The 19,246-nt window shown below is 70.4% G+C and carries 18 protein-coding genes; 14 read left to right on the forward strand and 4 right to left on the reverse strand.

All coding sequences use genetic code 11. The features are described 5' to 3' along the window. The 10 genes from AC1DWR_RS10640 (at position 1) to AC1DWR_RS10685 (ending at position 9,640) form a co-directional block, all read left to right on the forward strand. Positions 1-1,455 (forward strand): NAD-dependent malic enzyme, encoded by a 1,455-nt coding sequence (locus AC1DWR_RS10640; protein ID WP_477615187.1) that lies wholly within the window; start codon positions 1-3, stop codon positions 1,453-1,455. Further along, on the forward strand, positions 1,448-1,867 hold the full coding sequence (locus AC1DWR_RS10645) for a VanZ family protein (RefSeq protein WP_477615188.1): 420 nt from the start codon (positions 1,448-1,450) through the stop codon (positions 1,865-1,867). The genes AC1DWR_RS10640 and AC1DWR_RS10645 overlap by 8 nt, the downstream gene beginning before the upstream one ends. 216 nt (positions 1,868-2,083) lie before the next feature. Further along, positions 2,084-4,405 carry a DEAD/DEAH box helicase gene (locus AC1DWR_RS10650; protein ID WP_477624377.1) on the forward strand — a complete coding sequence of 774 codons (2,322 nt, stop codon included), beginning with the start codon at positions 2,084-2,086 and terminating at the stop codon, positions 4,403-4,405. A gap of 128 nt (positions 4,406-4,533) precedes the next feature. Next, positions 4,534-5,100, forward strand: a complete 567-nt coding sequence (locus tag AC1DWR_RS10655; RefSeq protein ID WP_477615190.1) for a YqgE/AlgH family protein — start codon at positions 4,534-4,536, stop codon at positions 5,098-5,100. A gap of 31 nt (positions 5,101-5,131) precedes the next feature. After that, positions 5,132-5,434 carry a DUF3039 domain-containing protein gene (locus tag AC1DWR_RS10660; RefSeq protein ID WP_477615191.1) on the forward strand — a complete coding sequence of 101 codons (303 nt, stop codon included), beginning with the start codon at positions 5,132-5,134 and terminating at the stop codon, positions 5,432-5,434. A gap of 140 nt (positions 5,435-5,574) precedes the next feature. Beyond that, a complete protein-coding gene (locus AC1DWR_RS10665; RefSeq protein ID WP_477624378.1) occupies positions 5,575-6,537 on the forward strand; it encodes a zinc metalloprotease in 963 nt (320 codons plus the stop codon). Between the two features lie 129 nt (positions 6,538-6,666). Beyond that, positions 6,667-8,418, forward strand: coding sequence for a DEAD/DEAH box helicase (locus tag AC1DWR_RS10670; RefSeq protein ID WP_477615193.1), 1,752 nt, complete (start codon positions 6,667-6,669; stop codon positions 8,416-8,418). Between the two features lie 44 nt (positions 8,419-8,462). Next, positions 8,463-8,855, forward strand: coding sequence for a hypothetical protein (locus tag AC1DWR_RS10675; RefSeq protein WP_477615194.1), 393 nt, complete (start codon positions 8,463-8,465; stop codon positions 8,853-8,855). Positions 8,856-8,948: 93 nt separating this feature from the next. Further along, positions 8,949-9,356, forward strand: a complete 408-nt coding sequence (locus AC1DWR_RS10680; protein WP_477615195.1) for a hypothetical protein — start codon at positions 8,949-8,951, stop codon at positions 9,354-9,356. A 74-nt stretch (positions 9,357-9,430) separates the two neighbouring features. After that, complete coding sequence (locus AC1DWR_RS10685) at positions 9,431-9,640, forward strand: dodecin (protein ID WP_477615196.1); 210 nt, start codon at positions 9,431-9,433, stop codon at positions 9,638-9,640. 9 nt (positions 9,641-9,649) lie between these two features. Here AC1DWR_RS10685 and AC1DWR_RS10690 read toward each other — a convergent pair whose 3' ends face one another. Continuing rightward, positions 9,650-10,123, reverse strand: a complete 474-nt coding sequence (locus AC1DWR_RS10690; protein ID WP_477615197.1) for an Lrp/AsnC family transcriptional regulator — start codon at positions 10,121-10,123, stop codon at positions 9,650-9,652. A gap of 107 nt (positions 10,124-10,230) precedes the next feature. Here AC1DWR_RS10690 and hppD point away from each other — a divergent pair, with 107 nt between their 5' ends. Both hppD and AC1DWR_RS10700 read left to right on the forward strand, forming a co-directional pair. Beyond that, complete coding sequence (gene hppD / locus AC1DWR_RS10695) at positions 10,231-11,451, forward strand: 4-hydroxyphenylpyruvate dioxygenase (RefSeq protein ID WP_477615198.1); 1,221 nt, start codon at positions 10,231-10,233, stop codon at positions 11,449-11,451. A gap of 137 nt (positions 11,452-11,588) precedes the next feature. Next, the gene (locus AC1DWR_RS10700) at positions 11,589-12,563 is read left to right on the forward strand and encodes an RDD family protein (RefSeq protein WP_477615199.1); all 975 of its coding nucleotides are present in this window, start codon (positions 11,589-11,591) and stop codon (positions 12,561-12,563) included. A 3-nt stretch (positions 12,564-12,566) separates the two neighbouring features. Here AC1DWR_RS10700 and fahA read toward each other — a convergent pair whose 3' ends face one another. Both fahA and AC1DWR_RS10710 read right to left on the reverse strand, forming a co-directional pair. After that, complete coding sequence (gene fahA / locus AC1DWR_RS10705) at positions 12,567-13,817, reverse strand: fumarylacetoacetase (protein WP_477624379.1); 1,251 nt, start codon at positions 13,815-13,817, stop codon at positions 12,567-12,569. A gap of 1 nt (position 13,818) precedes the next feature. Further along, a complete protein-coding gene (locus tag AC1DWR_RS10710) occupies positions 13,819-14,673 on the reverse strand; it encodes a hypothetical protein (RefSeq protein WP_477615201.1) in 855 nt (284 codons plus the stop codon). 76 nt (positions 14,674-14,749) lie between these two features. Here AC1DWR_RS10710 and AC1DWR_RS10715 point away from each other — a divergent pair, with 76 nt between their 5' ends. Together AC1DWR_RS10715 and AC1DWR_RS10720 are read left to right on the forward strand one after the other, a co-directional pair. Then, positions 14,750-16,048, forward strand: coding sequence for a homogentisate 1,2-dioxygenase domain-containing protein (locus AC1DWR_RS10715; RefSeq protein WP_477615202.1), 1,299 nt, complete (start codon positions 14,750-14,752; stop codon positions 16,046-16,048). Positions 16,049-16,202: 154 nt separating this feature from the next. After that, positions 16,203-18,134, forward strand: a complete 1,932-nt coding sequence (locus AC1DWR_RS10720) for a bifunctional metallophosphatase/5'-nucleotidase (RefSeq protein ID WP_477615203.1) — start codon at positions 16,203-16,205, stop codon at positions 18,132-18,134. A 12-nt stretch (positions 18,135-18,146) separates the two neighbouring features. Here AC1DWR_RS10720 and AC1DWR_RS10725 read toward each other — a convergent pair whose 3' ends face one another. After that, the gene (locus AC1DWR_RS10725) at positions 18,147-19,238 is read right to left on the reverse strand and encodes a uroporphyrinogen-III synthase (RefSeq protein WP_477615310.1); all 1,092 of its coding nucleotides are present in this window, start codon (positions 19,236-19,238) and stop codon (positions 18,147-18,149) included. Positions 19,239-19,246 lie beyond the last annotated feature (8 nt).

Below are 19,246 nucleotides of genomic sequence, written 5' to 3' on the forward strand. Positions count from 1 at the left end.
ATGAGCGCAGCCCCGTCCGTGTCCAACTCCATCACCGTCCGGTTGACCCTCCCGGCCCGCGCCACCGCGGTCTCCGAGCTCACCGGCGTCATCGAGAAGGGCGGCGGGCTGGTCACCGGGCTCGACGTCACCGCCTCCGGCGCCGACCGCCTCCGCGTCGACGTCACCGCAGCTGCCCGGGACACCACCCACGCCGACGAGCTCGTCGAGGCGATGCGCGGGGTGCACGGCGTCGAGATCGGCAAGGTCTCGGACCGCACGTTCCTCGCCCACCTGGGTGGCAAGCTCAAGATCGAGTCCAAGGTGCCGATCCGCAACCGCGACGACCTGTCCCTGATCTACACACCGGGCGTCGCGCGGGTCTGCCTCGCCATCGCCGAGAACCCCGCCGACGCCCGGCGACTGACCATCAAGCGCAACACGGTGGCCGTGGTGACCGACGGCTCGGCCGTTCTGGGGCTGGGCAACATCGGTCCCTTGGCCGCGCTGCCGGTGATGGAGGGCAAGGCCGCGTTGTTCAAGCGGTTCGCCGACATCGACGCCTTCCCGATCTGCCTCGACACCCAGGACACCGAGGAGATCATCCACACGGTCAAGGCGATCAGCCCCGTCTTCGCGGGGATCAACCTCGAGGACATCTCGGCTCCCCGCTGCTTCGAGATCGAGGCCCGGCTGCGTGACGAGCTCGACATCCCCGTCTTCCACGACGACCAGCACGGCACCGCGATCGTGACCCTGGCCGCCCTGCGCAACGCCCTGCGCGTCGTCGGCAAGGACCTGAGCGAATGCCGGGTGGTGATGTCGGGCGCCGGTGCCGCCGGCACCGCGATCCTCAAGCTTCTGCTCAAGGCCGGCGCCACGGACGTCGTCGTGGCCGACCAGTTCGGGGTGCTGCACCCCGAACGTGAGGACATCGCGTCGGGAGAGCACCCCGCCCTCGCGTGGTCTGCCGCGAACACCAACCACCGCGGTGTCTCCGGCACGCTCAAGAGCGCGCTCGCCGGCGCCGACGTCTTCGTGGGTGTCTCCGCCCCGGGGATCCTCACCGGGGAGGACATCGCCACCATGAACGACGGGGCGATCGTCTTCGCCATGGCCAACCCCGAGCCCGAGGTCGACCCCATCGCGGCAGCCCAGCACGCCGCCGTCGTGGCCACCGGTCGCTCCGACTTCGCCAACCAGATCAACAACGTGCTGGTCTTCCCCGGCGTGTTCCGCGGCCTGCTCGACGCAGCCTCCACGTCCATCGACGAGGACGTCATGCTGGCCGCCGCCAAGGCGCTGTCCGAGGTCGTCCACCCCGACGAGCTCAACGCGGCCTACATCATCCCCAGCGTCTTCCACCCCGACGTCTCCAAGGTCGTGGCCGCTGCGGTCAAGGCGGCGGTGCTCGGCACGACGCCCGAGGCAGTCGTGACGAGGCGGATGGCTGAGGAGCCCGAGCTCATTGGCTAGTGCGTCACCCGACGACCAGACTCCTGCGGGCTCGCCGCCCGCCGTGCTCAGCGCGGAACCGGGACAGGCAACCGTGGTCGTCGGCCCACGTCACGTCGTCTTCGGGCTGTTGCTGCTCGCCCAGCTGGCCGCGCTCTACTGGCCGCGGGTCGACCTCCAGGGCCCGGTGACGTGGAGCGACAAGGTCGTCCACGTCCTGCTGTTCCTGCTCCCCACGGTGGCGGGGCTGCTGGCCGGCGTGCGCCCGGCATACGTGGTGGGGTTGTTGGCCCTGCACGCGCCGGTGAGCGAGCTCGTCCAGCACTACCTGCTGCCGAACCGCTCAGGTGACCCGTGGGACGCCGTGGCGGACCTTTCCGGGGTGGTGCTCGGGGTCACGTCCGTCGTGGTCGGGCGGGCCTTCCGGCGCTGATAGACTGCTCTGGCTCAGTTCGGCGGCGCCTGGCAGCGCCAAGAGGTGGCATAGGCGCCACAGACGCATTCCCTACTCCGACTGCAGTCCCACCGGATGACAACTGTTGATCCGGTCCAACGGGCCCCAAGGGCCTGAGGCTCGTCTTCTTTCGTTGCCCTCGCCAGGTCGCTCGAGACGTGTCTACCTCGAGTACCTGAAGTGAGTTGAATATCAGTGCCCAAGAACCTGCGATCCGGCGCGCCCAAAAAGGCCCGGTGGACCCCAGAAAAGAAGGCTGACGCGAAGAAGGGCCCCAAGAAGGCCCACCGCGGCCAGTCCTCCGCGCCCTCCAGTGGCAGCTCGTATGCCGCTCGGCCGGCTCGCGACGGTGACCGTCGCCCCGAGCGTTCCGAGCGTTCCGAGCGTTCCGAGCGCCCGGCCCGCAGCTACGACCGCAGCGACCGTCCGGCCCGCACGTTCAACCGTGACGACCGTGCGCCGCGCAGCTACGACCGCAGCGCGCGCCCCGCGCGCAGCAACGACCGCGACGACCGCGGTGCGCGCAGCTACGACCGCAGCGACCGTCCGGCCCGCACGTTCAACCGTGACGACCGTGCGCCGCGCAGCTACGACCGCAGCGAGCGCCCCGCGCGCAGCTACGACCGCGACGACCGCGCCCCCCGCACCTTCAGCCGCGACGACCGTCCGGCTCGCCCCTTCAACCGTGACGAGCGGCCGCAGCGCCGCGACTCCACCCGTGACGACCGCCCGGCTCGTCGCAGTGACCGTAGTGCCAGTGACCGTAGTGACAGCCGTGGTCCCCGTCAGTACACCAACCGTGAGGACCACCGAGTGACCAGCTTCAACCGCGATGACCGTGCGCCGCGCAGCTACGACCGCAGCGACCGCCCGGCCCGCAGCAACGACCGCACCGACCGCCCGGCCCGCAGCTTCGACCGCGATGACCGCGCGCCGCGCAGCTTCGACCGCAGCGACCGTCCGGCCCGCAGCTTCGACCGCAGCGACCGTCCGGCCCGCAGCTTCGACCGCAACGACCGCCCGGCCCGCAGCTTCGACCGCAACGACCGCGCGCCGCGCAGCTTCGACGCCCAGGTCGACCCCGAGGCCGAGCGCATGGAAGCCGACACCTGGGTGAAGGCCACCCGCAAGACGGTCGACGGTCCCGTCACCGTCGACGCCGACAACGGCTTCGCCGGACTCGGACTCACCGAGCGTCTCGTCGAGCGACTGGCCCGCGACGGCATCACCACGCCGTTCCCGATCCAGGCCGCGACGATCCCGGACGCGCTCGCAGGCATGGACATCCTCGGCCGTGGCCAGACCGGCTCCGGCAAGACGCTGGCCTTCGGCCTGCCGATGCTGTCCCGTCTCGCCGACGGCGACAAGGCTGCCCCCCGTCGTCCGCGTGCGCTCGTGCTGGTCCCGACCCGCGAGCTCGCCATGCAGGTCTCCGACGCGCTCGAGCCCCTCGTCCACGTCCTCGGCCTCAAGCACAAGCTCGTCGCCGGTGGCCTGTCCTACACGACCCAGATCAGCGCCCTGAACCGCGGCGTCGACCTGCTCATCGCCACCCCCGGCCGGCTCAAGGACCTCATCGAGCGCGAGGCCGTGCAGCTCCGCGACATCCAGATCGCCGTCCTCGACGAGGCCGACCACATGGCTGACATGGGCTTCATGCCCGAGGTCACCGCGATCCTCGACCAGATGCCAGCCGGCGGCCAGCGGATGCTCTTCTCGGCCACCCTCGACAAGGGTGTCGACAAGCTCGTCGAGGGCTACCTCACGAACCCCCAGACGCACTCCACCGACGACGCCAAGGCCTCCGTCACCACGATGGAGCACCACGTGCTGCTCATCGACCCGATGCACAAGAAGACGATCACCGCCGAGGTCGCCAACCGTGAGGGGCGCACCGTGGTCTTCGTGCGCACCAAGCTCGGTGCCGACCGTGTGGCCCTCCAGCTGCGCGAGCAGGGTGTCTTCGCCGCGGCGCTGCACGGTGGGCTCAACCAGGGCGCGCGCAACCGCGTCCTCGGCGCCTTCCGTGACGGCAGCCTGCCGGTCCTCGTAGCCACCGACGTCGCCGCCCGCGGCATCCACGTCGACGACGTCTCTGTGGTCCTGCAGGTCGACCCGCCGGCCGACCACAAGGACTACCTGCACCGCTCGGGCCGTACCGCCCGCGCAGGCGACAAGGGCACCGTCGTGACCCTCGCCCTGCCGCACCAGCGTCGCACTATGGAGCGGATGGCCAAGGACGCCGGCATCGACGCCGTCCCGACCAAGGCGATCCCCGGTGACGCGCGCCTCGCGGCAACCGGCGCCGTGACCCCCAGCGGCATCCCGGTTCCCGAGGACAAGGTGCGCCGCGTCCTGGAGGGTCCGAAGCGCGGTGGCGGACGCCCGTCCAGTGGTCCCCGCGGCGGTGGCCCCCGTGGTCCCCGTCAGGGTGGCGGCAACCGCTCCTACCGTGACGACCGCTCCGGTGGCGCGCGCGGCGACCGGCCCAGCTACTCGCGCGCGGCACGGGGCTGAGCCACCCGGCATACCCGGCCCTCGGGTGACGCGCGCGGCAGCTGACCGCCGCAGCACCTGAGGTCCACATCAACTGAATGGCCAAAGCCCCGGTCCCCGCGACCGGGGCTTTGGCACGGGCAGGCAGAATGGGACCCGTGGAGACCACCGACCTGTCGGGCAACCTGCTCGTCGCGACGCCCCAGATCGTCGACGGGGTGTTCTGCCGCAGCGTCGTCCTCCTCCTGCACCACGACGCGGAGGGCGCGCAGGGCGTGGTGCTGAACCGCCCCATGGATGCGCGGGTGGACGTGGTGCTGCCCGACTGGCAGGCCTACGCCACCGCTCCCTCCGTGCTGTTCGAAGGCGGACCGGTCGGCCTCGACAGCGCGCTCGGCCTCGTCACCGTCCCGGGGGACTCCGAGCCGCTGGGGGTCAAGCGGCTGTTCGGCGGCCTGGGGCTCGTCGACCTCGACACGCCTCCGGCGATCGTGGTGCCCGAGGTGGCGGGCCTGCGGATCTTCGCGGGGTATGCCGGGTGGTCACCCGGGCAGCTCGAGGAGGAGGTCGCGTCGGGCAGCTGGTACGTCGTCGAGTCGGAGGGGCGCGACGCCTTCGACGACGACCCCGAGCAGCTCTGGACCCGCGTGCTGCGTCGCCAACGTGACCACCTGGCGTTCGTGGCGACCTTCCCGACCGACCCCGAGATGAACTGAGCCGCAGCACCGCCCGGCATACAATCGGGGGATGAGCGAGCCCCAGATCCCCCTGGACGACCCGCTGGTCCCGCAGGCCCAGCCCTCCACCACGACCGCGGTGCTGGAGCGCGAGCAGGTCGAGGAGCAGCTGCAGGAACCGGGCGACCACGAGCGGTTCTCGCACTACGTCCGCAAGGAGAAGATCCTCGAGAGCGCCCTGTCCGGCGACCCCGTCGTGGCCCTGTGCGGCAAGGTCTGGGTGCCGGGACGCGACCCGAAGAAGTTCCCGGTCTGCCCCACGTGCAAGGAGATCTACGAAGGGCTGCGCGCGCCGCAGGACGGCGGCGAGTGAGCGGTCGCACTCGCCGGGTCGCCCCCAAAGCCTGAACGACTCTTTACCTTCTTGCGTCCCTGAACAGGGGCGATGCCTCCTAGCGTGCGAGGTCGAGCCACCTCCCAACCCGGGAGGTGGTGACCCGCGAAAGGACGCACATGTTGCTTCGCTCTCGAATCGCCCTGTCCACGTTGGTGTGGGGGGCCGCCGCACTCGGCCTCGGCCAGGGCAGCGCACTCGCCCAGCCGATGGCCGGCGAGTCCACGGTCGCCGCCGACTGCGCCACGCACTCCGACTCGGTCAACGCCGCCCGGAGCGCGCAGGGTGGCAACCGCAAGGACGGCAACGAGCTGTCCGCCGCCCAGACCAAGGCCATGGAGGCCGGCCTCGCCAAGGCCATGGCAGCCAAGGGCTACACCAAGGCGGCCAACGGCTCGGCCAGGAAGCCCGGCGGTGGTGGTGCGTTCACGCCCACCTCGGTCAACGTCTACTTCCACATCATCACCAGCGGCACGACCGGCGACGTCTCCGGTCTGGTCGACGCCCAGCTGAGCGTGCTGAACAGCGCCTACGGCGGCTCTGGCTTCTCGTTCGTCAAGGCCGGGGTGAATAAGACGAACAACGCCGGCTGGTACAACCTCTCGCAGGGCAGCAGCGCGGAGCGGGCCATGAAGACGGCCCTGCGCCAGGGCACCATGGACGACCTCAACATCTACACCGCGAACCTCTCCGGTGGGCTGCTCGGGTGGGCGACCTTCCCGAAGTCGTCGTACGACGCCATGGACGGCGTCGTCGTCCTGGACCAGAGCTTGAAGGGTGGCAACGCCGCGCCCTACGACGAGGGTGACACCGCGACCCACGAGGCGGGGCACTGGTTCGGGCTCTACCACACGTTCCAGGGCGGCTGCGCGGGTCAGGGCGACTACGTCACCGACACGGCAGCCGAGGCCTCGCCGGCCTTCGGGTGCCCGACCGGACGGGACACCTGCACCAGCCAGGCCGGCCGCGACCCGATCACGAACTTCATGGACTACACGGACGACGCGTGCATGGACAACTTCACGCCCGGCCAGATCGTCCGGGCGCAGAACGCCTGGGTGACCTACCGACAGGGCCGCTGACCGATTCGGCCGGTAACGCCCCATCCATGACGCCTCCCGGCGACACGCTCTAGCACACCCCCGAGGCCCCGGCTCAGACGCCGGGGCCTCGGCATGTCGTCTCGCCGCACCGGATACCGTGGCCGCCCTATGAGTACCGCCGCCGCCTCCCACCTGTCACCAGCGTTCCCGGAGCGGGCGGCCTGGGGGACGGCCGCCAAGCTGCGTGCCTGGCAGCAGGCCGCGCTCACGGCATACCTGCAGGCGGATCCCCGAGACTTCCTGGCCGTGGCGACGCCCGGCGCGGGAAAGACGACGTACGCCCTCCGCCTGGCCACGGAGCTCCTCGGCCGCGGCACCATCTCGGCCGTGACCATCGTGGCGCCGACCGAGCACCTCAAGACCCAGTGGGCCGACGCCGCCGCCAAGGTCGGCCTCCACATCGACCCGAAGTTCTCCAACTCCTCGGCCCGCCACTCCAGCGAGTACGACGGGGTCGCGCTGACCTACGCACAGGTGGCGAGCAAGCCGTCGCTGCACCGCACCCGCACCGAGTCCGCGCCCACCCTCGTGATCCTGGACGAGATCCACCACGGCGGCGACGCGCTGTCGTGGGGCGACGCGATCCGCGAGGCGTTCGAACCCGCGACCCGCCGCCTCGCGCTGACGGGCACGCCGTTCCGCTCCGACACCTCCCCCATCCCGTTCGTCACCTATGCGGAGGACCGTGACGGCATCCGCCGCTCGTCCGCCGACTACACCTACGGGTATGCCGAGGCGTTGCGTGACGGCGTCGTGCGCCCCGTGCTGTTCCTCGCCTACGGCGGCGCCATGCGCTGGCGCACCAAGGCCGGCGACGAGATCGCGGCCCGGCTCGGCGAGCTGCTCACCAAGGACTCGATGGCGCAGGCATGGCGCACCGCGCTGGACCCCAAGGGGGAGTGGATCCCGTCGGTCCTGGCTGCAGCCGACAAGCGCCTGACGGAGGTACGCCGTGGCGTGCCGGATGCGGGCGGCCTCGTGATCGCGTCCAACCAGACGGCGGCTCGCGCGTACGCGCGGATCCTCGAGGCCCTGACCGGGCAGAAGCCCACCCTGGTGCTCTCCGACGACGCCGGTTCCTCGGCGCGGATCGAGGAGTATGCCGCGAGCGACTCGCGCTGGATGGTGGCCGTCCGCATGGTGTCCGAGGGGGTCGACGTGCCGCGGCTGTGCGTGGGCGTCTACGCCACCTCGACGTCCACCCCGCTGTTCTTCGCGCAGGCCGTCGGCCGGTTCGTGCGGGCCCGCCGCCGCGGGGAGACGGCTTCGGTCTTCCTGCCGTCCGTGCCCGTGATCCTCGAGCACGCGGCCCGGCTGGAGGACGAGCGCGACCACGCCCTCGACCGGGTCGCCAAGGACGACAGCGCCGCGTCGATGTGGGCCGAGGAGGACGCCCTGCTCGACGCCGCGAACCGCACCGCTCGCACGCCTGACATCGACGCGATGGCCTTCGAGGCGCTGGAGTCGGACGCGGAGTTCGACCACGTGCTCTTCGATGCCAAGCAGTTCGGGCTCAACGCCGTGACGGGCTCGGAGGAGGAGCAGGAGTACCTCGGCCTCCCGGGCCTGCTCGAGCCGGACCAGATGGCGGTGCTGCTGCACGAGCGGCAGACGGCCCAGAGCACCCGTCGGCCCCGCAAGGTCGAGCAGCCGGTGTCGGCCCACCGGGCCCTCGCCGCGCAGCGGCAGGAGCTCAACAAGCTCGTGGCCGCCTATGCCCGCAAGAAGGGCACGCCGCACGGCGTCGTGCACAACGAGCTGCGACGAGCCTGCGGCGGCCCGTCACTCGACGAGGCCACCTCGGAGCAGGTCGTGGCCAGGGTCGAGAAGATCAGGGCCTGGTTCGTCGGTCGTCGCTGACGTTCGTCCTGCGCCCGGTAGGGATGAGGTGACATGCTGCCACCATGGACGAGGCTGACACCATCTGGAACCGTGCGGCGCTCGAGGCCGGGGGACCGACCCCGGGCGTCGGAGACGAGGCGCTCGCGGCTGCGTTGAGGTTGCACAGCTCCGCGATGTCGAGCGGCGTCCTGGACGCCGTCCAGAACATGACCGACGAGGAGCTGGACGCCGCCGAGGCCGGCTACCGCTGGCTCCATGTGCCCGCAGCGTCGGAGGCCATTGCGGCGGTGCGTCGCGAGATCGCCGCTGGTGCGCTGGACGACGACGACCGGGCCAGTGCTCTCGAGCTGTCCGCGGACAACCACTACGACGAGGCCATCGAGGACGACGCAGCCCTCGACAACGCCTTCCGTGCCCGGTTGGGCACCGACCCCGACGCCTTCTCCTCGGTCTAGCCCGGGCCTCGGTCCAGCCCGGGCCTCGGTCCAGCTCGACCGACCGGACGCGGACGTTGCGTGGTGATGGGTGTTCACGACAGGGTGGCGGGCGTGGATCTCGTCAACGTCGTCTGGATGCTCACCGCCCTCGCAGCGGTGGTCGTGTTGCTCACCCGCTCGCGGCTCATCGCCACGGAGAAGCAGTCGGGGGTGACCGAGACCCCGCGTGGCCTGCTGAACACCCACACGGCGCTCGGGGTCGTCGCCCTGTGCGCGTGGGTCGCCTGGCTGGTCGGCGCGCCACGTCTGGTCGGCTGGGCGGCCATGGTCGCGTGGTGGGCGGTCGTCGTGATCGGCCTGCTGGTGCTGGCCCGGTGGGTGCCGACTCGTGGCCGACACGCCACCGGGGCCACCGACGACGGCTGGGCGCACGGGCCATGGCTGTCCGCACTGGGGCACATCGGCATGCTGCTGGGCATCTCCTTCTTCACGTGGTTCTTCGTGGGCGACCGCCTCTGAGGGTGGTCCGTCGGCGCCTGCGCCGCTAGCGTGACGAGGACGGCGACGCTGGGCCGCCGAGGACGGAGCAGGCAATGGCCAACCACGTGTACTCCATCTCCGAGGTCGTCGGCACCTCACCCGACAGCGTCGAGTCCGCCGTGGCGAACGCCGTCACCCAGGCCACGAAGACGGTGCGCAACCTCGACTGGTTCGAGGTGCAGAGCGTCCGCGGTCAGATCTCCGACGGTGCTATCGCCCACTGGCAGGTGACCGTCAAGCTCGGCTTCCGCCTCGACGACTAGGGGCCGGGGTTAGGGGGTCTCGGCCGCGGCACGGACCAGCGGCAGGGTGCGCAGCGGGATGCGCGTGGCCAGCGAGATGGCCGTGTTGGCCCGGATGACGTGCTCGTCGTCGACGACGGCATCGATGACGCGTTGCAGGTCGGCGTTGTCGCGCGCGACGATGTGGATGTAGAGGTCCCCGGAACCGGTGATCGTGTGTGCCTCCAGCACCTCGGGGATGCGCGACAGGTGGTCGACCACGGGGGAGTGGCCTCGGCCCTGCCGGATCTCCAGCGTGCAGAACGCCGACACCGGGTAGCCCATCGCCGCCGGGTCGATCTGGGGCGCCCACGACCGGATGACGCCGCGCTCGACCAGGCGGTCGAGCCGGGCCTGCACGGTCCCGCGTGCGACGCCGAGCTCGCGGGAGGCGCCCAGCACCCCGATCTGCGGCGCCGTCGTGAAGAGGGTGATGAGCCGTCCGTCGAGCTCGTCCAGGTTCATGGTCACATTGTCCATCTCGAAGGGTGTCCAAGCCAGCATTCTGCGCAGACTGTGCACCGCAGCGGCATACAGTTGCACACTCGCCGACCAGGCGCCACGCTGCACAGATGACGACCCACGCCACCGACACGTCCCTTGACCTGACCCCGCAGGAACGCGAGGCGAACCTCGACATCGAGCAGCTCAAGCAGCTGGTCGGCCTCGTCGAGTACGACGAGAGCAAGGACCCCTTCCCCGTCACCGGCTGGGACGCCATCGTCTTCGTCGTCGGCAATGCGAGCCAGACCGCGCACTACTACCAGTCGGCCTGGGGGATGGAGCTGGTCGCCTACAGCGGACCCGAGAACGGCCAGCGCGACCACAAGTCGTTCGTCCTCAAGTCCGGCTCGATCCGGTTCGTCGTCAACGGCGCGGTGAGCCCGGACAGCCCGCTCATCGAGCACCACGCCAGGCACGGCGACGGCGTCGTCGACATCTCCCTCGAGGTGCCCGACGTCGACAAGTGCGTCGCCCAGGCCAAGCGGTCCGGCGCCCGCGTCGTCCGTGAGGCCGAAGACGTCACGGACGAGCACGGCACGGTGCGGATCGCGTCCATCGCCACCTACGGCGAGACGGTGCACACCCTCGTCGACCGCTCCCGTTACGACGGTCCCTACCTGCCCGGCTACGTCGCCAGGCAGTCGACGTGGGTCAAGCGCGAGGGTGCGCCCAAGCGCCTCTTCCAGGCCCTCGACCACATCGTCGGCAACGTCGAGCTCGGCAAGATGGACGAGTGGGTGACCTTCTACAACAAGGTCATGGGCTTCGTGAACATGGCCGAGTTCGTCGGCGACGACATCGCCACCGACTACTCCGCGCTGATGTCCAAGGTCGTCGCCAACGGCAACCACCGGGTGAAGTTCCCCCTCAACGAGCCGGCGATCGCCAAGCGCAAGAGCCAGATCGACGAGTACCTCGAGTTCTACAACGGCCCCGGTGCCCAGCACCTCGCGCTCGCGACGAACGACATCCTGCGCACCGTCGACGAGCTGCGCGCCAACGGCGTCGAGTTCCTCGACACCCCGGACTCCTACTACGAGGACGCCGAGCTGCGCTCGCGGATCGGTCAGGTGCGGGCACCCATCGAGGAGCTGCAGAAGCGCAAGATCCTCGTCGACCGCGACGAGGACGGCTACCTCCTCCAGATCTTCACCAAGCCGCTCGGCGACCGCCCGACCGTGTTCTTCGAGATCATCGAGCGGCACGGTTCGCTCGGCTTCGGCAAGGGCAACTTCAAGGCGCTGTTCGAGGCCATCGAGCGCGAGCAGGACGCCCGCGGCAACCTCTGAGTCGCGCCCCAGGTCGAGGGCTGGGTATGCCGGGTGGTGACCACCCGGCATACCCAGCCCTTCTGCTGTGCGCGCTGGGGCCACGCGGCCGGGGACGAGTGGCGTGAACGTCTCGGCCAGCGTGAGACGCTTGGGGCATGAGTACGCCAACGACTCCCGGCTGGTACGACGACCCGCAGGACGACACCAAGCTGCGTTACTTCGACGGCGTGATCTGGAGCAACCACACGACGCCCCGGTCCACCCGTCCGACGGCAGCAGCCTCGCAGACCGGGCAGCAGCAGTTCCCGGGTCAGGGACACCCGCCCCAGTACCCGGGCCAGACACAGGGCCAGACACAGGGTCAGGGTCAGGTGCAGGACCAGCCGCAGGGGCAGCCTCCGCAGGCGCCGGGCGGGTCTGCCTCGCCGCCGGCCACCGGAGCGGGCGCACCGGGACAGCAGTACCCGGGCCAGCAGTACCCGGGGCAGCAGTACCCGGGGCAGCAGAGCCCGCAGTTCCCCGGCGCCCCCCAACAGGGTGGCTGGAACGCCCCCGCCTACCCGGGGATGCAGCCTGCGGCGACCACGCCGGACGGCCAGCCGCTGGCCGGGTACTGGCAGCGCGTCGGCGCCTACCTCATCGACGGCATCATCCAGTTCCTGATTCTCCTGGTGCTCGGCGGGTGGCTGGCCTTCAAGGCGATCCAGCCGGTGTGGGACGAGATCACCACCGCCGTCGACTCGGGGGACACCTCGACGCTGGACAGCATCAACACCAGCGCCGTCAACTACGGCTACCTGCTTGCCTTCGGGGTCGTCGGTGCGCTGATCGGGTTCGCGTACGCCATCTTCTTCCTGACTCGCACGGGGGCGACTCCCGGCAAGTCCGCAATGGGGATCAGTGTGCGGTTGCGCGAGCGCCCGGGACCGCTGACCGTCGCCGTGGCTGCGAGGCGCACCTCAGTGCAGGCCGTGCTGAGCCTGCTCGGCAACATCCCGCTGGTCGGCAACCTCTTCTCGCTGGCAGCCTTGGTGGACCTCCTCTGGCCCGCCTGGGACGACAAGAAGCAGGCGCTCCACGACAAGCTCGCCAAGACCAACGTGGTCGTGGGCAAGCAGCCGCGCAGCTAGGACTCAGCGCGCCGGGAGGATCGTGCCGCTGACCTCGGCCAGGTCGAGGCGAACGCCGTCCGCGCCGGTTGCCCACGCGCGCAGCACGACGGTGTCGCCGTCCTCGAGGAAGGTGCGCTCGCTGCCGTCATCGAGCCGGACCGGTTCGGTGCCGTTCCACGAGAGCTCGAGGAAGCTGCCGCGGGTGTCCTTCGCGGCGCCGGAGATGGTGCCCGAGCCGAAGAGGTCACCGCTGCGGATCGAGGCGCCGTTGACCGACAGGTGGGCCAGCATCTGGGCGGGCGACCAGTACATGTCGCGGTACTCGGGTCGGGCGACCACGCTGCCGTTCCACTCCACCTCGAGGTGCAGGTCCAGTCCGAACACGGAGTCGGCGTCACCACGCAGGTAGGGCAGCGGCTCTGGGTCCTGGCCGGGAAGCGGCACCCGGGCCGACGCCAAGGCGGCGAGCGGGGTGACCCAGGCGCTGATCGACGTGCCGAACGACTTGCCCAGGAACGGTCCCAGGGGGACGTACTCCCACGCCTGGATGTCTCGGGCGCTCCAGTCGTTGAGCAGGACGACACCGAACAGGTGCTCCTCGGCGGCTCGGCCGACCTCGACCGGCTCGCCCAGGGTGGTGCTGCCGCCCACGACAAAGCCGAGCTCGGCCTCGATGTCGAGCTTGCGGCTCGGGCCGAAGGTCGGCGCCTGGTCGGTCGGGGCCTTGCGCTGTCCCTGCGGCCGCACGACGTCGGTCCCGGAGACGACGACCGTGCCCGAGCGTCCGTGGTAGCCGATCGGCAGGTGCTTCCAGTTCGGGGTGAGCGGCTCGGAGTCGGGGCGGAAGATGCGCCCGACGTTGGTCGCATGGTGCTCGCTGGCGTAGAAGTCGACGTAGTCCGCGACCTCGATCGGCAGGTGCAGGGTGACGTCCTCGAGCGGGAGCAGGTGTGGCCGGACGCCGTCCTCGTGGACGTCGTCGGTGAGGATCTCGACCAGCCACGCGCGGGCGACCGCCCAGGCCTCGTGCCCCAGTTCGAGGAAGGGGTTGAGGCTCGGCTGTTCCCACACCGCCGTGAGGTCGGGGCCCTCACCCACGCCGAAGGCGTCACGACCGATGCGCGCCACCGCGCTGGCGTCGAGCACCCAGTCGCCCACCCGCACACCGACCCGCGGGGCGGTGTCCGGCGTCGAGAAGACGCCGTAGGGGAGATGGGCGACCCCGAAGGGGTGGTCGGCGGGGAGGTCGAGCCAGGTGCTGGCGGAGGACAAGTCAGGCTCCTTGGACGAGGCCGAGCGTGGTGAGCTCGCCGATCGGGTCGGTCACCTCACAGCATCCGTATGCCGTGAAGAAGGCGCGCACGATCGCCGCGTCAGCGGCGCTCATGCGGGTGATCTGGGGGACGAGGACGGCTGGATCACGTTCCGCCAGAAGGGGAACGAGCTCATCGACGTCCTCACCGTTGAGTGCCCAGCGCACCGCGGCCAGGACGTTGAGGAGGCCATGCTGCTCCTGTCCGTCATGGGTGCCCCGGACGGTGTGGTGCAGCCCCCCGGTGAGCTTGAACCCGAGGTCGTGGTCGATGGCCGTCCGGATGAACGTCGCGAGCTCTCGTTCGTCAGGCCAGGCCCACGTCTCTGTGGCGCCCGTGCGGAACTTCGCCTGCAGCGCAACGGAATCCGAGGCATCCGCAGCTATGTCGGCGATCGCGGCGAGCTGGTCGGCCCCCCGCGGCACCTCGAGGCTGACGGGCAGCCCGCCGAAGTCGGTGGCCCGCCAGTCGGGCGTCCAGCCGAGCTCGACCCCGGTCACCTCGACGAGTGCGGTCGACCGGAGTTGCCGCACGGCGGTGGCCACCTCGACGCGGGGCGTGCCCGGCCGGCCGATGACCACCACGGTCAGGGGTGTGCCGTCGAGGAGCCCGGCGAGGTCACGAGCGGCGGAGGCGGGGACGAGCAGCGGACCCACGCACGCGGCATACCCGCTGGTGCGGTGGAGGCGGTGCCGGCGCACCGCCTCGGGAAGGGGGGCGTTGCCCGGGGGGAAGACGGCGGCGTCGTCGACCAGCGAGGCGAACAGCGACGGCTCGGCCGGGCGGTCGGCGAGCGCCTCCGGCAGCGATGTCATGGCGGTGAGGCTACTAGGGTGGGGCGGGGCCGAGGACCCGGCCCGCACCGACGCGAGACCACACCGAGGTGGACCTGTGGCGCACTACCAGGCGATGGGCAGCATCCCGCCCAAGAGGCACACCCAGCACCGCCGGCCGGGGGCCCGCGGCACGAAGGGCGAGCTGTACTACGAGGAGCTCATGGGGGAGGAGGGGTTCTCCTCGGACTCCTCGCTCCTCTACCACCGCAACATCCCCTCGACCATCGCGGGCGCCCGGGAGTGGTCCATCGGTGACCTCTCGACCAGGCCGAACCACCCACTCGTGCCGCGCCACCTCAAGCTGCACGACCTCTTCGAGGCCAAGGACGTCAAGAGCACCGATGTCGTGACCGGGCGGCGCCTGGTCCTCGGCAACGGTGACGTCCGCATCTCGTATGCCGTGGCCGGGGCTCCCAGCCCGTGGTACCGCAACGGGATCGGCGACGAGTGCGTCTACGTCGAGCGTGGCAGGGCACGCGTCGAGACGGTGTTCGGGGCCTTCGACGTTGCCGAGGGCGACTACCTCGTGATCCCGCGAGCGACGACGCACCGGTGGATCCCGAAACGTTCCACCAAGGAGCCGTTGCGGGCCTACTGCATCGAGGCCAACTCGCACATCACGCCGCCCAAGCGCTACCTGAGCAAGTTCGGCCAGCTGCTCGAGCACGCGCCCTACTGCGAGCGCGACCTCCGCGGGCCGTCGGGTCCACTCCTCGCGGAGGACGTGGGGGCCAAGGCGGACGACGAGACCGACGTCTTCATCAAGCACCGCGGAAACGGGCCGTCCAGCAGTGGCGGCATCGTGGGAACCGTCCACACGCTCCCGTTCCACCCGCTCGACGTGGTCGGCTGGGACGGCTGCCTCTACCCCTACGCGTTCAACGTGCGCGACTTCGAGCCGATCACCGGCCGCGTCCACCAGCCGCCGCCCGTGCACCAGGTCTTCGAGGGCTGGAACTTCGTGATCTGCAACTTCGTGCCGCGCAAGGTCGACTACCACCCGCTGTCGATCCCCGTGCCCTACTACCACTCCAACGTCGACAGCGACGAGATCATGTTCTACGTCGACGGCGACTACGAGGCGCGCAAGGGGTCGGGTATCGGCAAGGGCTCCGTCTCGGTGCACCCCGGCGGCCACGCGCACGGGCCGCAGCCCGGTGCCTCCGAGGCCTCGATCGGGGTGGAGTTCTTCGACGAGCTGGCGGTCATGGTCGACACCTTCCGCCCGCTGGAGCTCGGCGAGGGTGGCCGGGCGGTCGATGACGGCGCGTACGCCTGGTCGTGGAGCCGGGGTGGTGCTGCCTCTGGCGGGACCACCCGGGGCGCCGAGGGATCGGACTACAGCATCGGGTGACGCCGGGTTGAGTGCACAATGCCGGTTTTGTGCACACCATGGTCGGCTATCCGCCACAGCGGTTAGGGTGGAAGAACCGCCACGTCGACGCAGCCGTGGCTCGCGCCCCGGGCACTCCGTCGAGAGCCCGGACACCCTCAGGTTGGAGGCACTCATGACGTCCGCCCGCACCGTCGCCCGGGAGCTCGCCGTGCAGGAGCGCAGCCGTCGCGAGATGATCGCGATGGCCGTGGTCGGAGGAGCTGGGGCCGCCTTCTTCGGGGGTGCGACCCGTGCGGACGCTGCGCTGGACGCGGGGCCCGCCGCGAGGCCCGGGGCTGCCGGCACGCCGGGGCGGTTCCGCCTCACCGTGCTGGGGACGACGGACACCCACGGCAACGTCTTCAACTGGGACTACTTCAAGGACGTCGAGTACGACGACTCGGCCCACAACGACATCGGGCTGGCCAAGATCTCGACCCTCGTGACGGCCCTGCGTGCCGAGCGGGGCTCGGCCAACACCCTTCTGCTCGACGCCGGTGACACGATTCAGGGAACGCCCCTGTCGTACTACTACGCCAAGGTCGATCCGATCACCATCCCCGGCGGTCCCGTCCACCCGATGGCCAAGGCCATGAACGCCATCGGCTACGACGCGGCGGCGCTGGGCAACCACGAGTACAACTACGGCCTCGACACCCTGCGCACCTTCGAGTCGCAGTGCGACTTCCCGCTGCTGAGTGCCAACTCGGTCGACTGGGCCACCGGCGCCCCGATCTTCAAGCCCTATCTCATCCGCACCTTCAAGGCGCGTGGTGGCAAGGACGTCAAGGTCGGCATCCTCGGCCTCGTGACACCGGGCGTCGCCATCTGGGACAAGGCCAACGTCGAGGGTCAGGTCCGCTTCCCGGGCATCGTCGAGCAGGCCAAGGTCATGGTCCCCAGGCTCAAGGCCGCCGGCTGCGACCTGGTCATCGTGTCCTGCCACTCGGGAGCCAAGCCCGGGTCGTCCTACGGTGACGCGCTGCCCTTCCCCGAGAACGCGTCGCGCCAGCTCGCCGAAGAGGTGGCCGGCGTGGACGCCGTGCTCGTCGGCCACGCCCACGTCGAGATCGTCGAGGAGCTCGTGCCCAGCAAGGTCACGCCGGGCAAGAAGGTCCTGCTGACCGAACCGCTGAAGTGGGGCATGCGGCTGTCGGTGATGGACTTCGACCTCGAGCTCGTCAAGGGGCGCTGGCAGCTGGTCGCTTCGCACTCGCACGTGCTCAACGCCAACGCGGTGCCCGAGGACCCGGAGGTGGCAGACCTCGTCCGTGACGACCACGCGGTCGTGCGCACCTACGTCAACTCCGTCATCGGCCGGTGCACGGTCGCCATGTCAGCGGCAACCGCACGGTTCGAGGACACCGCCGCGATCGACTTCATCAACCACGTCCAGGCCGAGGCAGTGAAGGCTGCCCTGGTGGGCACTCCCGACGAAGTGCTTCCGGTGCTTTCCATCGCCGCGCCGTTCAACCGCGACGCTGCCATCCCCGCCGGCAACGTCACGGTCCGCGACATCGCCGGCCTCTACATCTACGACAACACGCTCCTGGGGATCCGCTTCACGGGGGCACAGGTCAAGGCCTACCTCGAGTTCTCGGCCGCCTACTTCAAGACCGTGACCAGCCCCGGACCGTACGCGCCGGACGACGTGACCGGCGCCCTGAGCCCCACGACCGGGAGCCCCATCCCTGACTACAACTACGACATCATGGGCGGCCTGGACTCCTCGCTGGCCTACGACATCGACATCGCCCTGCCCGTGGGGCAGCGGATCGTCGACCTCACCTACCACGGCCAGGCCATCGATCCTGCGGCACAGTTCGTCATCGCCATCAACAACTACCGCCAGTCAGGTGGTGGCGGCTTCCCCGGAGTGACCACCGCGCCGGTGCTGTACAACGCGCAGGTCGAGATCCGACAGCTCCTGATCGACTGGACGGTCGACAAGGGGGCCAACAAGGAGCCCATCGACCCGACCACGTTCACGACCTACGACTGGAAGCTGGTCGCCAACGGTGAGCCCGTCATCGTCGAGGGCGCGGCCGAGGGTGGGCGGCACTAGCGTCGCAGGACCTCAGGTCGTGGTGAGCCGGTAGCCGCGCTTGACCACTGTCTGGATGAGTCCCTTGTGTCCCACGGCCTCACGAAGGCGGGCCACAGCCACTTCGGCGGTGTGAGGATCGGTCGAGTCGCCCGGCAGCACCGCCAGGACCTGCGCTCGCGTCACGACCTCGCCCCCGGCCGAGGTCAACACCCGCAGCACCTCGAGCCCGCTGGGGGACACCGGCAGCACGTGGTCGTCGAGCAGGGCCACGGTACGACGGACCTGGAGGCGCCCGGCGCTGGTCAGGACGGCTGAGGTCTGGGCTTGTTCGTAGTGGCTGACGAGGGTGCGCACCAGCGCGCCGAGGCGGCCCCGGTCGGGCACGATCGGCTCGATCCCCCTGTCCTGCAACGGTTTGGCCGTGATCGGGCCAACCGCGGCCATCACCATCGTGCCGCTGTGGACCCTGGACAGCACGAGCTCGCCCACACCCTGGGCGTCGACCTCGGCCAACCAGGCGGCCGCCCCAGGAGCCGAGGTGAAGACGGCCGCGTCGATCTCGCCGTCCGCGGCCGCGATGACGGACAGCTTCAGCGCCACGGGGTCCGGTGGCGGCCCCCAGCGGTACACGACCAGGCTGCGGACCAGCGCCCCAGCCGCGGCGAGCTCGGTGTCGAGGCCGTCGGCACCGGCGCCATGGTGCTGCACCGCGATCCGTTGCTGGGCAACGCCTTCAGCGAGCAGCAGGTCGAGGATCTCGGCGCTCGTCTCGGACTCCGCCACCCAGTCGGCCTGCAGCCCGGCTGCCTGGATCGCCCCGTGCGCCTTGGGGCCTCGCGCGATGATGCGGGCTCTCGAGAGAACCGTGACGAGCTGCTCAGCCAGGCCCGCGGCGTCGGCCGCCTCCACCCAGCCGCGGAACCCGATCCCGGTCGTGATCACGACGGTCTCGGGGGGCTCGGCGAGCAGCTCCCTGGTGTGGGCGAGCAGCTCCTCGTCGTGCTCGTGAGGCACGATGCTGAGGGCTGGGGCGTGCCGGACACTGGCGCCGCGGCGGGTCAGCGCGGAGGCGAGCTCGCCCGATCGACGGTCGGCCGTGATGAGCACGACGCAGCCGGCCATGACCTGGC

This window comes from Pedococcus sp. P2_E2, from assembly GCF_056403955.1.

What these genes read in the sequence shown, in the direction of transcription:
- AC1DWR_RS10640 (WP_477615187.1), top strand. Translation starts at nt 1, where the DNA reads ATGAGCGCAGCCCCGTCCGTGTCCAACTCCATCACCGTCCGGTTGACC.
- AC1DWR_RS10655 (WP_477615190.1), top strand. Translation starts at nt 4,534, where the DNA reads ATGGGACCCGTGGAGACCACCGACCTGTCGGGCAACCTGCTCGTCGCG.
- AC1DWR_RS10660 (WP_477615191.1), top strand. Translation starts at nt 5,132, where the DNA reads ATGAGCGAGCCCCAGATCCCCCTGGACGACCCGCTGGTCCCGCAGGCC.
- AC1DWR_RS10665 (WP_477624378.1), top strand. Translation starts at nt 5,575, where the DNA reads ATGTTGCTTCGCTCTCGAATCGCCCTGTCCACGTTGGTGTGGGGGGCC.
- AC1DWR_RS10670 (WP_477615193.1), top strand. Translation starts at nt 6,667, where the DNA reads ATGAGTACCGCCGCCGCCTCCCACCTGTCACCAGCGTTCCCGGAGCGG.
- AC1DWR_RS10675 (WP_477615194.1), top strand. Translation starts at nt 8,463, where the DNA reads ATGGACGAGGCTGACACCATCTGGAACCGTGCGGCGCTCGAGGCCGGG.
- AC1DWR_RS10685 (WP_477615196.1), top strand. Translation starts at nt 9,431, where the DNA reads ATGGCCAACCACGTGTACTCCATCTCCGAGGTCGTCGGCACCTCACCC.
- AC1DWR_RS10690 (WP_477615197.1), bottom strand. Translation starts at nt 10,123, where the DNA reads ATGAACCTGGACGAGCTCGACGGACGGCTCATCACCCTCTTCACGACG.
- hppD (WP_477615198.1), top strand. Translation starts at nt 10,231, where the DNA reads ATGACGACCCACGCCACCGACACGTCCCTTGACCTGACCCCGCAGGAA.
- AC1DWR_RS10700 (WP_477615199.1), top strand. Translation starts at nt 11,589, where the DNA reads ATGAGTACGCCAACGACTCCCGGCTGGTACGACGACCCGCAGGACGAC.
- AC1DWR_RS10710 (WP_477615201.1), bottom strand. Translation starts at nt 14,673, where the DNA reads ATGACATCGCTGCCGGAGGCGCTCGCCGACCGCCCGGCCGAGCCGTCG.
- AC1DWR_RS10720 (WP_477615203.1), top strand. Translation starts at nt 16,203, where the DNA reads ATGACGTCCGCCCGCACCGTCGCCCGGGAGCTCGCCGTGCAGGAGCGC.
- AC1DWR_RS10725 (WP_477615310.1), bottom strand. Translation starts at nt 19,238, where the DNA reads ATGGCCGGCTGCGTCGTGCTCATCACGGCCGACCGTCGATCGGGCGAG.